This is a genomic window from Paenibacillus liaoningensis (genome assembly GCF_059609455.1).
In genome coordinates this window covers 26,122-40,237 of record NZ_JCAALU010000018.1, presented here as the reverse complement: position 1 = coordinate 40,237, position 14,116 = coordinate 26,122, and the positions used below count along the sequence as shown (strand labels likewise).

General features: G+C 46.2%; 15 protein-coding genes. 3 read left to right on the top strand and 12 right to left on the bottom strand.

All coding sequences use genetic code 11. The features are described 5' to 3' along the window. Window positions 1-382: 382 nt before the first annotated feature. Window positions 383-1,252 (top strand): YitT family protein, encoded by an 870-nt coding sequence (locus AC6B99_RS25880; RefSeq protein ID WP_056032646.1) that lies wholly within the window; start codon window positions 383-385, stop codon window positions 1,250-1,252. A 12-nt stretch (window positions 1,253-1,264) separates the two neighbouring features. On the opposite strand, the gene AC6B99_RS25875 is transcribed toward AC6B99_RS25880, so the two are convergent. The 12 genes from AC6B99_RS25875 to AC6B99_RS25820 form a co-directional block, all read right to left on the bottom strand. Beyond that, the gene (locus tag AC6B99_RS25875) at window positions 1,265-2,140 is read right to left on the bottom strand and encodes a sporulation protein YpjB (protein ID WP_056028738.1); all 876 of its coding nucleotides are present in this window, start codon (window positions 2,138-2,140) and stop codon (window positions 1,265-1,267) included. 52 nt (window positions 2,141-2,192) lie between these two features. Next, complete coding sequence (locus AC6B99_RS25870) at window positions 2,193-2,828, bottom strand: DUF1405 domain-containing protein (protein ID WP_496664564.1); 636 nt, start codon at window positions 2,826-2,828, stop codon at window positions 2,193-2,195. A gap of 109 nt (window positions 2,829-2,937) precedes the next feature. Continuing rightward, entirely contained in the window at window positions 2,938-3,816 is an 879-nt protein-coding gene (locus AC6B99_RS25865; RefSeq protein WP_056028744.1) for a menaquinol-cytochrome c reductase cytochrome b/c subunit, read from the bottom strand. A gap of 19 nt (window positions 3,817-3,835) precedes the next feature. After that, complete coding sequence (gene qcrB / locus AC6B99_RS25860; RefSeq protein ID WP_046232067.1) at window positions 3,836-4,507, bottom strand: menaquinol-cytochrome c reductase cytochrome b subunit; 672 nt, start codon at window positions 4,505-4,507, stop codon at window positions 3,836-3,838. Between the two features lie 16 nt (window positions 4,508-4,523). Continuing rightward, window positions 4,524-5,057, bottom strand: a complete 534-nt coding sequence (locus AC6B99_RS25855) for a Rieske (2Fe-2S) protein (RefSeq protein WP_056028748.1) — start codon at window positions 5,055-5,057, stop codon at window positions 4,524-4,526. A gap of 233 nt (window positions 5,058-5,290) precedes the next feature. Beyond that, window positions 5,291-5,713 (bottom strand): DUF2487 family protein, encoded by a 423-nt coding sequence (locus tag AC6B99_RS25850; RefSeq protein ID WP_056028750.1) that lies wholly within the window; start codon window positions 5,711-5,713, stop codon window positions 5,291-5,293. A 257-nt stretch (window positions 5,714-5,970) separates the two neighbouring features. Next, a complete protein-coding gene (locus AC6B99_RS25845) occupies window positions 5,971-6,150 on the bottom strand; it encodes an IDEAL domain-containing protein (RefSeq protein WP_056028751.1) in 180 nt (59 codons plus the stop codon). 22 nt (window positions 6,151-6,172) lie between these two features. Next, window positions 6,173-6,679, bottom strand: a complete 507-nt coding sequence (locus AC6B99_RS25840) for a gamma carbonic anhydrase family protein (RefSeq protein WP_056028753.1) — start codon at window positions 6,677-6,679, stop codon at window positions 6,173-6,175. Window positions 6,680-6,784: 105 nt separating this feature from the next. Next, a complete protein-coding gene (locus tag AC6B99_RS25835; protein WP_056028755.1) occupies window positions 6,785-8,020 on the bottom strand; it encodes a hypothetical protein in 1,236 nt (411 codons plus the stop codon). A 272-nt stretch (window positions 8,021-8,292) separates the two neighbouring features. Then, complete coding sequence (locus tag AC6B99_RS25830) at window positions 8,293-8,889, bottom strand: histidine phosphatase family protein (protein ID WP_496664563.1); 597 nt, start codon at window positions 8,887-8,889, stop codon at window positions 8,293-8,295. Between the two features lie 82 nt (window positions 8,890-8,971). Further along, on the bottom strand, window positions 8,972-9,574 hold the full coding sequence (locus AC6B99_RS25825; RefSeq protein ID WP_056028758.1) for an anti-sigma factor: 603 nt from the start codon (window positions 9,572-9,574) through the stop codon (window positions 8,972-8,974). After that, complete coding sequence (locus tag AC6B99_RS25820; protein WP_056028760.1) at window positions 9,571-10,167, bottom strand: RNA polymerase sigma factor; 597 nt, start codon at window positions 10,165-10,167, stop codon at window positions 9,571-9,573. Before AC6B99_RS25820 ends, AC6B99_RS25825 begins: the two co-directional genes overlap by 4 nt. Before the next feature lie 488 nt (window positions 10,168-10,655). Here AC6B99_RS25820 and AC6B99_RS25815 point away from each other — a divergent pair, with 488 nt between their 5' ends. After that, a complete protein-coding gene (locus AC6B99_RS25815) occupies window positions 10,656-11,864 on the top strand; it encodes an MFS transporter (RefSeq protein ID WP_496664562.1) in 1,209 nt (402 codons plus the stop codon). Between the two features lie 211 nt (window positions 11,865-12,075). Continuing rightward, window positions 12,076-13,383: an NtaA/DmoA family FMN-dependent monooxygenase gene (locus tag AC6B99_RS25810; protein ID WP_496664561.1), complete on the top strand. Its 1,308-nt coding sequence runs from the start codon at window positions 12,076-12,078 to the stop codon at window positions 13,381-13,383. Window positions 13,384-14,116: the final 733 nt, after the last annotated feature.

Sequence of the window (14,116 nt, the reverse complement as noted above, 5' to 3'; positions counted from 1 at the left end):
ATTCCCTTCTTTCAAGACTAGCGTTTTCCCCATCTATAGCAGTTGGAAAACAAGCCTAAAACTTATTGTTGTCAATAATTCATATGTTAACGCAAAGAGACGATGAAAACAATGTTTTTGAACGATGAAAATTGCGCTATACTACAGAATGGAAACCGCCTTCCGATCAACATCGGCGTTTTCCGGCCATCCCAAGTATAAGATTAATCGCAAGCAGTGGACACCGAAGCGAATAAGTGAAATAATGGCTTCTTTATGCTTATCATTCAAGCGTAAACGACAATCGCCGCCCTTGGCCGGCAAAACTTCGTTTTGCGCTGAAATATAAGCCCGATATAAAAGGAAAACTTATATGCTTATATTTAAAAAAAGGGGAATGCTAATGATGCTTCGAAAAGTGACTAAACAATTGCAAATTATTTTGCCTATTCTGCTAGGCACAGCCATATATGCTTTCGGGCTGCACTATTTCCTTATTCCGAACATGCTTATGGAGGGCGGTGTAACCGGCATAGCGGTTCTGCTCAATTATGCAGCCGGATGGCCGCTGTCCATTACGACGCTTGTCCTCAACATTCCGCTGTTTCTGCTTGGCTGGAAGACGCTTGGCCGTACCGAGATGCTTTATACGCTCGCTGGCATCGTATCGCTCTCCTTCTTCCTTGCTGTAATGGAGCAGCTTATTGCCAGAGGCTGGGTCATTACCTTCCACACTTCAACCGATTACATACTTGCCGCTCTGTATGCAGGCGTTACGCTCGGCGCAGGGCTTGGCATCGTCTTTCGCTTCGGCGGGACAACTGGCGGCGTGGATATTATAGCCCGAATCGTATCACGTCGCAAAACGCTGAGCATGGGGCAAATTATTCTTATACTCGATATTGTCATTATCGGAGGCTCGCTCTTTTTTATTCCTATCGAAAAAGTGCTGTATACGCTCGTAACGGTATTCGTTTCCGCCAAGCTTATTGATTTCATTCAAGACGGTGCCTATGCTGCCAAATCCTTCTCCATTATTACAGACAAAGGCACGCCGATGGCGCAGCGCATTACGATTGAGATGGAACGCGGCGTGACGCTGATGCCGGCAAAAGGCGCTTTTTCCGGTCAGCAAAAGGAAATCGTTTATTGCGTCGTCCAGCGGCAGGAGCTGCGCCGCCTCAAAGCAATCGTACGCAGCGTAGATCCTCGTGCTTTCGTCATCATTAATGATGTCCACGATGTGCTAGGCGAAGGATTTAACGAGGAATAAAAGCCGCTCCCATCATGGGAGCGGCTTTATGCCGTAAGGCTGCTGCTTGTATTTACGCCAGCTCTTATAAGCAAGCACAGCCATAATAATAGCGCCAAGCAGCAGCGTCCAGCTTACCGGATTAGCCGATGCGGGAGGCGCGAGCGCGGGCTCCTCCACAACAGCTTGCGGCTTGTCCGTAAACAATCTGCTTACCGCCGCTCCAAGCTGCGTCAGCGCCTCGTCTACTCGACCCGCTTGCGCTTGATCCTTAGGCCCAGCGGATAACAGCACGTTTGTGTAGCGTATCCGCTCTTGCAGCTCTGCTGCCCGTCCTTCCGGACGCAGCATAAAGGCGGGACCCTCAACGAGCGCCAAATGCGCGCTTAAGTTGTCCATCGCCGCTCTTGCAGCATTCGCCCTTTCCTCATAAGGGCGCTTCCACGCTTTCCTCACACGGCTTACATCTTCGAGCATAACCCGTTCATATTGCATCCATAAACCGCTAGCCGGCCTAAGCATCGCATCCGCTGTTAGATGAATCCGGGCAGATGCCTCCATCCACGCTACGGACTGCTTTTTGCTCAAAAGCTCATCGGAGACAGCCCTGATGCTCTGCTGCAGCTTTGCCCAGCCAGCTGGGCGGCCTTCTATGCCTGTTTCCAGCTGCGGCACAAGGCGCTCCAGCTGCTGGACATATTTATAGCCGGCCTGGCGGTTATCTGCATAAGAAGCCTTATATAATGAATGAGCCGCTTCCTCGAAACGACGCAGTAGCTCTTCAGCATCGGCAGCCTGCGCTTGTCTCGCGCCAAGCGGCTGTTCACCAGCATAAGCCCAAGTTGCAGAGACGGAGCCTAGCAACATCGCTATACATAATACAATGGGTATTGCAATACGCGTTCTCATGGACATCCCCCCATAATCCAGCTTATGAGGGGATGTCCATCGTTATGCTTTTTTAAAGTTGTTTTCTTGCTCGGAGCGCCAGCCAGCCGGCCATAAAGCTGAAGATGGTTAAGCCATATGTAAACAAACGGACTTGCGGCAAATCGTCCATCAGCTCATCAGCAAGCCAAGGGAACACGCCGAACGTATAATCAATCGTGTCATTCAGCAGCAGCCAGGCGGTGCCTATGACGACGGCCTTGAATCCTGCTCTCATAAAGCGAGCATACAGAAGCACCTCTACAGCCATACCTAGATGGGAAAATACAAGCATGCCATGCTGCCAATTCAGCTCTCCGCCTTGCGCTCCCGTAGCCACTATCATTGATACCGCCCACAAGCCGTATTTCACTGACGTTACGACCGCAAGGCCTTCTATAATCATTCTAGTGACCTGAACGAATCTAGATACCGATTCAGGCGGCGGGAACAGCAAGTAAAGCAGCGCAAGCGTGAAAAACAAACTAGCCGTCGGACTGTCCGGCACAAATACAAGCAGCCAAGATGGAAACCGTTCGTAGGTATAAACCAATTGATTCCAATACCAGATGTAGCCATAAACGGTCCCGAAAAAATTAACGATAAACAGCAGCCACAATATCGTACGGTTCATCCACAGCATGCGGCTCCATAACCATGACAATCCCATTATTTTCAACCCCTATATTCCTAGCCTTGTTATAGCGTCCGTACATTGTCCTAATAAGTTTGAAAAGAACCTGATTGCAATAAAGCAATCAGGTTCTTGCTGTTACTCGTTATTCAGTTGAAGCTTTCTGCTTGGAAAGCCACGTTGCAATTTGATCAATCTGCTCAGCGCTCAGGCTGTCTTTGAAAGAAGGCATATTGCCGTTGCCGTTCGTGACGGTCGCTACAATCTCTTCTTTAGATAATACATCGCCAATTCCCCGAAGTGCAGGAATTTGCGGTGGGTTACCTTTCATATCAGCTGCGTGGCAGGTCAAGCATTTGGATTGCTCCATCAGCTTGTGTGCTGGATCATCCGCTTCTACAATTGCAACAGATGCGGTTTCAGGCTTCTTCGTTGTGCTAGGAGCCTCTTCACCTTTAGCCGCTGCTTCTCTTGCTTTCTCTTCACGAATGTGATGCTCAGGTATCGTATTGGTAATTTCCAGCTGGTGCTGGTAGTGGTCCCAAGATATAACCGTCAAATACACACAGGCGATCAATGATAAAATCATCAGCGAGGAAGCAATCGGACGACGGTAAAATCTGCGCTCTTTGCCTGTATCGAGGAAAGGAGCAAGCAGCAAGCCGCCGAACATGACACCAGGAATACCCATTGTACCGAGTACAATGTAATCCTGTGATACATATGGATATTTCAAAAATTGATACAGGAACAAGAAATACCAGTCCGGCATCGGAATAAACGATGCGTTTGTCGGATCTGCCGGATAGCCTAGCGGAGCCGGCTCTGCAATCGTCCATACGAGAAACCCGACGAGTACGACGCAGCCAACCATCCACTCTTTCAGCAGGAAGTTAGGAATAAACGCTTCTGACTTTCCTGGAAAAGACGTGTAGTCCGGCGGAATATTCGGATGGTTGTTTTTCTTGACCCGCGAATCTCCGACGAATACAACCTTTTCGTCTGATTTGTGACCATGTGCCATCATAAAGTCCTCCCTTCGCTTAAAGTGGTCCCGAAATACCTTGTTTCCGAATCATCAGGAAGTGAGCTGCCAGCATAGCAAGAAGCGCACCTGGCAGGAAGAAAACGTGAATCGCGAAGAAGCGAGTTAACGTTTGAGCTCCTACGATGTCGCCGCCATACAGGAACTGCCCGATGTAAGGTCCGATGTACGGAACGGATTCCGCGATTTGAACGCCGACCTTTGTTGCGAAGTAAGCTTTGTTATCCCATGGAAGAAGGTAGCCTGTGAAACCAAGGCCCAACATAATGAAGAAAATAAGCATACCCACTACCCAGTTCATTTCGCGCGGCGCTTTATAAGAGCCGGTGAAGAACACGCGCAGCGTATGTAAAAACATCATAACAATAACGAGACTCGCACCAAAGTGATGCATACCGCGAACGATGCCGCCGAATGCGACCTTGTGGTTCAAATAGTCAACGCTTGCATAAGCATTCAAAATGTCCGGAACATAATACATCGTCAGAAACATACCAGACAAAATTTGAATAACGGTAATAAAAAACGTCAAGCCGCCAAAGCAGTAGACAAATGCCGAGAAATGATGTGCAGGGTTAACGTGCTCCGGTACTTCGTGATCCGCAACATCCCTCCACAACGGCGTAATGTCAAGACGTTCATCAATCCAATTGTATACACTTTTAAACATCTGATCATTCGCCTCCTTAGCCTACCCGTGAATTTGGCTTAACTGGACCCAAGTAAACAAATCCATTCTCAAGCTTCACTTCGTATTCATCCAATGGATTTGGAGCAACTGCAAGGTTCTTGCCGTCTTTCGTATAACGTGCGTCGTGACACGGGCAGTCATACTCGTCTTTACCTTTCGCATTCCAAGCAATTGTACAGCCCAGATGTTTGCAGATCGGTGAAAGCGCAAAAATTTTGTTGTTTGCGTCTTTGGACACCCAAGCAGACAACTCAGGATCGCTGACGTACCATCCATCAACTTGGTGAATTTGGAACTTAAACTCTTGCGGATCTGTCGTAATTTTGCTCTCTTCTACTACTTTAACAAAGGTGCCCTCGGTTTTTTTCTCTAATAATGGGTCTACCGCAAAACGCACCATTGGAAGCACGGCTCCGCCCATCATAAATGCGGTTGTTCCACCGAGCGTATACGACAAAAACTGCCGTCTTGACATCTCTTTGCGTTGAAGCGGCTTATGTGCCGATTCTTGATGTTCGTGGTTACTCATCTTCTGTTCTACCCCCTTTGCCAACCATTTCTTGTGTTTTAGCCCATGGCAAAACACATGACGAACTAGGACATACTTATAATAGCCTAGGTGCTTAGGAGCGTCAAGAATATGGCTGATGATTGACTGCCTAATAAAATGTTGATTTTTAATTTGTAATTAATTTGTCACATTTAACCTTGCATGGCATTTGTTTTCCCCAAAAAACTTCCCGATTATGCAAAATTGAAAAATCAGGATGGCTCCTTTGGATTCCACATAAGCGAAACGCGCTCCTTCACGTCGGCACCAGAAGGCAGCTCGCCGGCTTGATCCGGTTCCAGCAGCAAATCGGCCTGAATATGGGCCAAATCCAGCTTGCCGGATGCGGTCGCTACAATTATATATCGGAATCCCGATGCTCTAAGTGAAGCGCATACATCATTAATCATATCAACAGCCGCATGGGCCCCTACATAATGAAGCGCCGGATAAGTGACGACTCGCCCTTTAAAAGGTATTTCTATCAGATCCATTACATCACGCAGACGCTCCAGGGCAGCGGTCGCCTCATAAGGCTGCTCTTCGCCGTTCATGCCTGTCACAGGCAGCATGCAAGTGTCCAAATAAGGACGCAGCTCTTCCCACTGCTCTTCTTGCACATCGCTAAATTTCATTGCTAAGGACTCCTTCCGCTTGCAGCTTCAGCTGGCTTATCGCAGCTTGCGAAAGCTAGCTAGCTTCCTTTTTATAGATCAAACCTTTGTCTATGTTAACGGTTTATTGTCCTTTTGCCAATGGGTCTTCTCCATCTGCCTGCTTATTTTGCTTGATGCGCAGCAAAATAAGCTTCTACCTCAGCTCGCGAGTTTTCTCGCCAGAGCCTGTGATGGAAGCTTATTTAGCCCTTCTCCTTGCTTTCCACGTTATGCCTTCACTTCATTTCGTTCAATTCTTTAGCTAAGCGATAAAACGTATCCTCATCGCCAGCCGCAAGCGACTGGTCAATTTCGCGGTAAATACGTTCCGCACGGAATTTTCGCACCGCTTCATCCAAGGCCATTTCTGCTGCAAGCGACAGCATCGCTTCATACGTTACTTTCATTTTATCCATAGGATACACCTCCACACCGGCGTTAAGAGATCCTATATTCTTCGCCTTTCTTCACGTAGCTTTCCATCGTTCGTTTCATTCGCAGCAAATCGTCCTCTGTAAGCTCTCTAACGACTTTAGCAGGTGAACCAAGAGAAAGCGTATAGGGTGGTATCTTCTTATTCTCCGTAACAATCGAACCGGCTCCTACTAAAGCATATTCACCAAGCTGCGCGCCGTTAAGTACGATTGCCCCCATTCCAATTAATGTGCCTTTGCCTATCGTACAGCCATGGATAATAGCCGCGTGCCCAATGGAAACTTCATCTTCCAAAATGAGCGGCTGGTTCGTATTCACATGACCGACAACTCCATCTTGTATGTTGCAGCTATGTCCAATGTGTATCGGAGCCAAATCTCCGCGAAGCACAGCGTTAAACCATACCGTGCTGCTGTGGCCGATTGTTACATCACCAATCAGCTTCGCTCCTTCCCCGATATAAACACTGGAATGAATCGTTGGTCTTACTCCCAAATAAGGCAGCAGCATCTCGTAAATTCCCCTCTCATTTGCACTGGAAATCAGCATTCAGTTGCTATGCATCCATTCCTTTACATTAACGTGGGGTGATTCTATCAACTGCCGCAACCATTGTCAATACATGAACAATCGGTTCTGCTCTTCCAGACTGATGCCTAGCATTACCGCTTTGCCCGCTTTCGTCGTTTTGATGACCATACCGTGTTGCTCATGCTCTCCCAGGCGTATTAAACCAAGATGGACGAGCATGCCAAGCAATCTGTGCTGAAAAATCCGCTCCGCATCATCATAATAGAAAGGTTTAATGAGCGGGACGAGCACTTGGCTGAGCGATTGTGCCGTTACCCACTGATCCGACAGTCCGCCAATCCATTGTACGAGCGCTAAAATGTTCGGAATGGGCCCTTTATACTGCTTAAGCCAGCATTTGTACAGCTGCTGCAATTCATTTGCCGGAGCGCTAAGCAGCCTTTCCTGCCCACCTGGGGTAAGCCTGAGGCCCAGAGGCTCCTCTAGAAAATAGTTCATTTGCACACAGTAGTCATACAGCAGCGACATTCGATTCGGATAATGGTGAAAATATTTGCCGTAGCCGAATCGCCATTCTCCCTTGCCCGGCAGCTCCTCCTTGATCGAAAACATATCAAGCAGTTGCAAGCTGAAGCGCTTGTATAAGGAGCCGTCAGCCGCCATCGTCACTTCGTTGTGATGGATGTAATGCAGCAATTGACGAATATCGGCTTGCAGCAGCTCCTGCTCATCACGATACACATGAGGCTCGTCTGTATACACAAGCTGTGCTGCAAATTTGCGCTTCAACGTTTCACGAAACCGCTGCTTCAAATCCTCTGGCACCTGAAACAAATAACGGTTCGGCCCAGTGAAGCCGTTAAACAGCCAGCCCTGATGCTTGAATTTGACGATTGTATCCCGGGGGCTGCTCTCTTTCATGACAGGCGTTTTCTTAGAACGGCGCTTCGGTTGTGTTGCTTTGGCCGGCTTCTGAATAGAAGAAGCTTTCTCTCCAGAAACCTGCTGCTGCACCTTCGCTTCCTTCTGGGCAACGCTCGCCGTCTCCGGGCTGCTGAACTTGCTCTGCTGCGCACGAGCCAGAAGCTCCTCCAGACTAAAAGCGTCTCTCGTCTCGAACAGCAGCGAGTTTAAAAAACGCAAATCCTCAATTGCCATGCTGCTGATCTGTTGCTCGAAAACATCATTTCTGCTTACTGCGCCAAGAATCGACTGAATCAATTCATTTTTGGAGTTGCTATTGCACTCGCATTGATAGACGGAGGCAATGCGGCTGAGCTGCCCGATATCTGCGCAGCCGAGCATATCCGATAAATTCATAGTCTCTCCTCCTTTGCGCTTAACTGCTGCTTTAATGAACAGTTTGCTTGCACTCATGATTGTAGAGCAGCCTTTTTTTATTACCATTATGGGAAGAAACTCAGATTTTATAACCGCAGTTCCGGAAAAAATAGTTTTTATGCTTCTTTTTCGGAAAAAGCACCTCTAACAGCAACCATAAAAAAACGCCATTCCTCCAGTAGGAGAAATGGCGCTGCCATCAATTGAACCCAGCTGCCCCTGCAATTGTTAAAGCAGCTTTCACGCTTATTTTAAACGCCGACTTGATCAAGTTGTTGCAAATGCCGGCTGCAATTGTACAGCAAGGATTCCCATTCATTTTCGTTGAATTGGAGAATCGAGTAGGACATATTATCGAGAAACTGCTTATCAAGTCCCGAGCAGAGCTCGTCCAGCAGCTGGGCAAGAAAGCTCCCATGCGTGACGACAAGCAAGCGCCCCTGGGGATTGCCTCGCCGCCATTCCTCTACAAAAGAACGCCCACGCCCGCGCACAGTCTTGTCAGACTCCTGTCCAACTTCAGCTTGGCGCCATTGCTCACCCCAGCGTGCTATTCGCTCCTGCTCCGTCGTTCCTTCTATGTCGCCATAAAAACGTTCACGCAGCCGCTCATCCGGCGCAAGCAGCGGAATACCCAGCTTATCCGCGACAATTCGGGCTGTCTCACGGGCACGCTGCAAATCACTGGAAATGACAGCATCCCACAGCTTCTGATCTTCGCTTAGACGGTTAGCGAGCGCAGCAGCTTGCGCGACTCCCCGCTCATTCAAGGGAATATCGGTCTGCCCTTGTATTTTCCCAAGCTTATTCCAATCCGTATTGCCGTGACGTACCAGACCTATTATCATCCCGCCAGCCTCCCCAGCTTAGTTGCAATCTATTACCGCAACGTAACGCAAAACAAGGGCTCCTGTCAAGGAGCCCTTCGCATTAGCTGCGTGTTCTTGATAACCAATTCAGCATAAGCAGCGTCATGACCATGCCAAGCAGCGACAGCGCTACCCAATACTGTGGAAAAGCCGGAACGACCTTAAGCACGAAAGGATCGCTGATGCTCGCAACCGGCACTTCATATTCAGCGCTAATGACGAGCCCGCTGCCAGAAGCATTAGCTGTGTCCATAAAACCAGTCAACTGGGCCAATTGATCCGGACTTGTACTCGTTTCGTTGCCCACGACGAAAAATACGAGCGCACAAACGAACATCGCCATGCAGCCTGCCACAATAAGGGCCACATTGCGACGAAAGGAAGGAGAAAACTGATAGCTTTTGTGTGTAACCGGCATAAGCCAGGAATCCTCTGCATAAATGCGATCCATGACTCCGCGCGTCACATGATCCATTGGCGGCAATTGTACAGAATCATCCTCGGCAATGCAGCGAATCAGCTCCTCGCTCTCTTCCCACAAACGGAGCTGCTCCATGCAATGCTCACAATCAAGCAGATGGGCCTCTATCTCCTGCCGCTGCGGATCTTCCTCCGGCAGCTCCCAGCAAATATGGAGTTTGTGTTGAACGTCTTCGCATTTCATCGCGTTTTCATCCCTTCAAATTCTTCCACTCCGAGAGCTTCGCCAAAATAAGGCTCCAATTGCACCTTCACACTGGCTCTGGCTCTGAATAACAAGGATTTCACAGAACTGACCGTCTGCCCTAAAATGCTGGCAATTTCCTGGTAGTCCATCTGGTCATATTCTCTAAGGATAAGTGCGGACCGTTGTTTTTCAGGCAAATTATTAATAGCTTCGCGAACCATCGCCATTCGCTCATTTCGAAGCACGAGCTGCTCCGGACCTGCATCAGGGGCCGTTACAGGCACAATACCCGATTCATCTAGAGACAAATTTGCAGCTTTCTGCTTGCGCAGCTCGCTAAGCACGGTATTGCGGGCAATCGTATAAAGCCACGTGGAAAAAGAAGCATCCACCTCACGAAACGAGTGCAGGCTGCGATAGGCTTTATAAAACGTTTCCGAGCATAAATCCTCTGCCAGCAGCTCAAGCTTCGCGCTTTTGAGCATATGAAAAATAAAAGATAATATTTTGCGCTGATAACGGCTCATTAGCTCTGAATAAAGCTCAATGTTGCCATCTTTAATTTCCCTTATTAATTGGGAATCAGTCATGACAGGCGAACCTCCCCACCTGCGAATTCATCTTCCCGGCCCTGTTATCATTAAATTGTACCAAGCCGGAAGCAAAAAGTTGCGGTATGTATAATAAAAATTATGAATCGCTAGTCTAACAACATAAATTCGCGCCGCATAATCAAAATCCTGCTTTATTCGACAAAAGGATAAATGAGGAATTTTTTAGAAAAAGGTGCTTGCTATTGATAAATCCCCCTCCTTTTATCCTATAGAACAAAAGAAAAGTGGTTAAGCAGGCAACTAATCCTGCTCAGCCACTATCCCGTTTGCCTATTCTTCATCCTCCTTCAGGTCATGCTCAAAGGGCGAAAATAACGTATAACGACGGCAGCTCAAGGTTATGATATTTATGTTTCACCGCCTGTAAGCCCTTAATATAAAAAATTCCACTTATCACGCTTACATGCAAGGTGGTGTTTTTGCTCTTGTATTACTATTAAATTTTAGTGAAGTGAGGAATATATATGAATGAGAAAAAAAAATGGGATTTATCGGCTCTCGCGACTATCCCGCTTATTATGACGCTTGCGAATTCCATGCTCATTCCTATCCTTCCTCTTATTCAAAAAAAATTGCATATCTCTTCTCTTCAATCCAGCCTCATTATTACAGTTTACGCTGCGATATCCATCTTATGTATCCCTTTGGCCGGTTATCTTTCCGATCGTTTCGGAAGAAAACGAATTATCGTCATCGGGCTATGTATTGCAGCTGTCGGTGGTTTAATCTCAGGTTTAGCAGCATGGTTATTGCATGATCATGTTTACGCATTCATTTTAACAGGCAGACTCATTCAAGGGATTGGAGCCGCTGGCGCATTCCCGATCGTTATGCCATTGGTTGGCGATATGTATAAAAGCGAGGAAGAGGTTAGCAATGGACTTGGCATTATTGAAACCTCTAATACTTTAGGCAAGGTTTTAAGTCCCATTCTAGGTTCTGCATTGGCGCTAATTATTTGGTTTCTACCTTTGGCTGTCATACCCTTCATTTCAACCGTATCTATTGTAGCCGTTATTTTTCTCGTTAAAGCACCAAAACAGCAAAATAAAACAAAGCTAAATTTTAAAAATTTTCTTGCTTCCCTTAAAAGCATTTTCTCCGAAAATGGGAAATGGCTGTATGTCATATTTGCACTCGGCGGAAGTGCCATGTTTATGATGTTCGGTTTTCTTTATTATTTATCATCCGTTCTTGAGGAAAGCTATCATATAGAAGGTATTTGGAAAGGTGCACTGCTGGCAATCCCGCTCAGCGCTATTTGCATCGCTTCTTTCGCCTCGGGGAAATGGATTGGAAAAAATAAATTGAAAATGAAATGGTTTACCGTGGTCGGATTTGTATTTATCGCCTCAGCCATGCTGATTTGTGGATTAGCCAATACAAAGAGCTTATTTTTCCTAATATCTCTCATGTTTATTAGCGGATTAGGCATCGGTCTTGTTCTGCCCAGCTTAGATGCGTTAATTACGGAAGGAATAGACAAAAAACAACGTGGGACTATCACTTCTTTTTACAGCAGTACAAGGTTTATAGGCGTTGCCTGTGGACCATTAGTCGCTTCCATGCTTTTACGTCACATCGATTGGTTGTTTTATATTTTTGTAGCAATTGCTGGCGTGTGCTGCTTAATTGCTTTGTTTTTTATAAAACCAGATCAAATTAAACTATAGAAAAATAGCAGCTAAATCATTAAGCATGAAGCATGAATTAGATAATTATGCATATTGAATTTGTCATTTGTGTATTTGAATCTGTTAAAATCCTTGCTAAACTAAAATTCGATAATGAGAATCATTATTATAATAACATCCTCAAGAGCCTAAGTGAGACCGGAGTGCTTTTTTAGGAGTCATTCTTTTTTTATAAGAAAGGTTGGTTGAATTGACTGCAAATAGACCATTATGTATTGGATTATGCTTAAATGCAACATGGACGAAAGGCGAGGGCTGGCGGCAACCAGATAGCAAAGTAGAAAGAATGGGATCCATTGATTATTACATTAATTGGGCAAAGATGGCGGAGAAGTCAAAACTCGATTTTCTTTTCAGGGCGGATTATCTTTATGTCAGCCCGCAGATGATTGGCAATACCGCTAGTTTTGGCAGTCCTGACCCTACTATGATGTTTGCTGCCATTGCCCGTGAAACCGAGCGAATCGGTCTCGTTACAACCATTTCTACGACTTTTAATCCGCCATATGTTGTTGCCAGGCAGCTTCAGTCTTTGCATTGGCTGAGCAATGGGCGCGCAGGCTGGAATATTGTAACTTCTATTGAAGGGGCAGAAAATTTTGGCGATTCCCCAATGCCTTCCCCACAAGAAAGATATGCAAAGGCAGTGGAGTTTACGGATGTTGTACGCAAGCTATGGGACAGCTTTCCGCAAGAAGCCATTGTTATTGACCGCAAGTCCGGCATGTTTTCTGATAAGGATAAAGTGACTGCCATTAATCATTCCAGTGAATTTTTCAGTGTAAAAGGTCCTCTTACTTTACCTTCTCATAAATCGGGAACGATCCCTTTATTTCAAGCTGGCGCTTCCGATATTGGGCGGAATTTCGCCTCTTCTGTAGCTAATGCTATTTTTGCGGCTATGCCGGATGTTGAATCAGGAGTGGAATTAAGAAATGATCTGAGAAGAAGAGCCGCAGAGCATGGTCGCGATCCGAACGCCATCCGAGTATTGCCAGGCTTATATTTTTTCCTAGCCGATACACACGAAGAAGCGCTGGAATTGCATAAGACTGCGCATGCGAATTTAAGTATTGCACGCAGACATGCCTCTCTGAAATCGGTGCTAGGTCTTGATTTAAGCGATTTGCCTTTGGAGCAACGTGTAACTGCCGAGATGCTTCCCGATCCTAATCAGGCCGTCCGCAGCCGGACACATGCTGAGCTGCTGCGCCGTTACATTACAAAATATCAGCCTACAGTGGAAGAGGTACTCGCAAGGCCGGAGATTGTAGGATCTGCCCATTGGGTATCTGTTGGAACGGTTGAAACGGTGCTAAACGATATTATTGAACGATTTGAGGCTGGAGCTATAGATGGATTTATAGCCCTTCCAGGCGGTTCAGAAAAATCTATGGAAATATTTTTTGAACAGCTGGTGCCGGAGTTGGTTGAAAGAGGCTTGTTCCGAAGCGAATATACGGGAAGCACATTGCGTGAGCATTTGGGAATTACATAATCTATTATTAATCACTAATGTGCAGGCATAATATAACGTGTTGTCAATCTAGCTTTTGATAAAACGCAAGATTGCACCATATGGACTAATGCTGGTAAGATGGTCGATTCTTTTTTTTGTTATAGGTTTCCCCTTAAAGGTGCTCCTTTCTTTGGTTGATGGTGTTCAGTCGAACCCTGTTCTACCAAAGACAAGGGCGCTTTTTTATTTTTATGAGGCGCTACTTTCATCATTCAGGGTACATATTACTTTTGAAAAAGCGGTACTATAACAACACTGTGTTTTTTCCTCAAACAAGCTTTTTTGGTGACATTTTGGTACAACCCAATATTGTCAAGTGGGATGACGAGTATCAAGGAAACCCCATTACAATAAAGCAATGTTGCCATCTTTAATTTCCCTTATTAATTGGGAATCAGTCATGACAGGCCCCCCCCCACCTGCGAATTCATCTTCCCGGACCTGTTATCATTAATTTGTACCGAGCCGGAAGCAAAAAATTGCGGTACGTATAATAAAAAATCCGAATCGTTCGTTTATCAAATCGCCTAATACAGTTAGCAAGGCCTCCATTATTACCCCCTTGACAATCCATTCTATTAAAAAAAGGGCTATCATCTATCGTTATTCGCCCTTCTTGCACAAAAATAGATATCAGTCTAGTAAAACTTGGGTTTTTACCCTTCCAAATTTCCAAGTCCAACGTATGATATCTCAAATCTTAGGAGGTGTA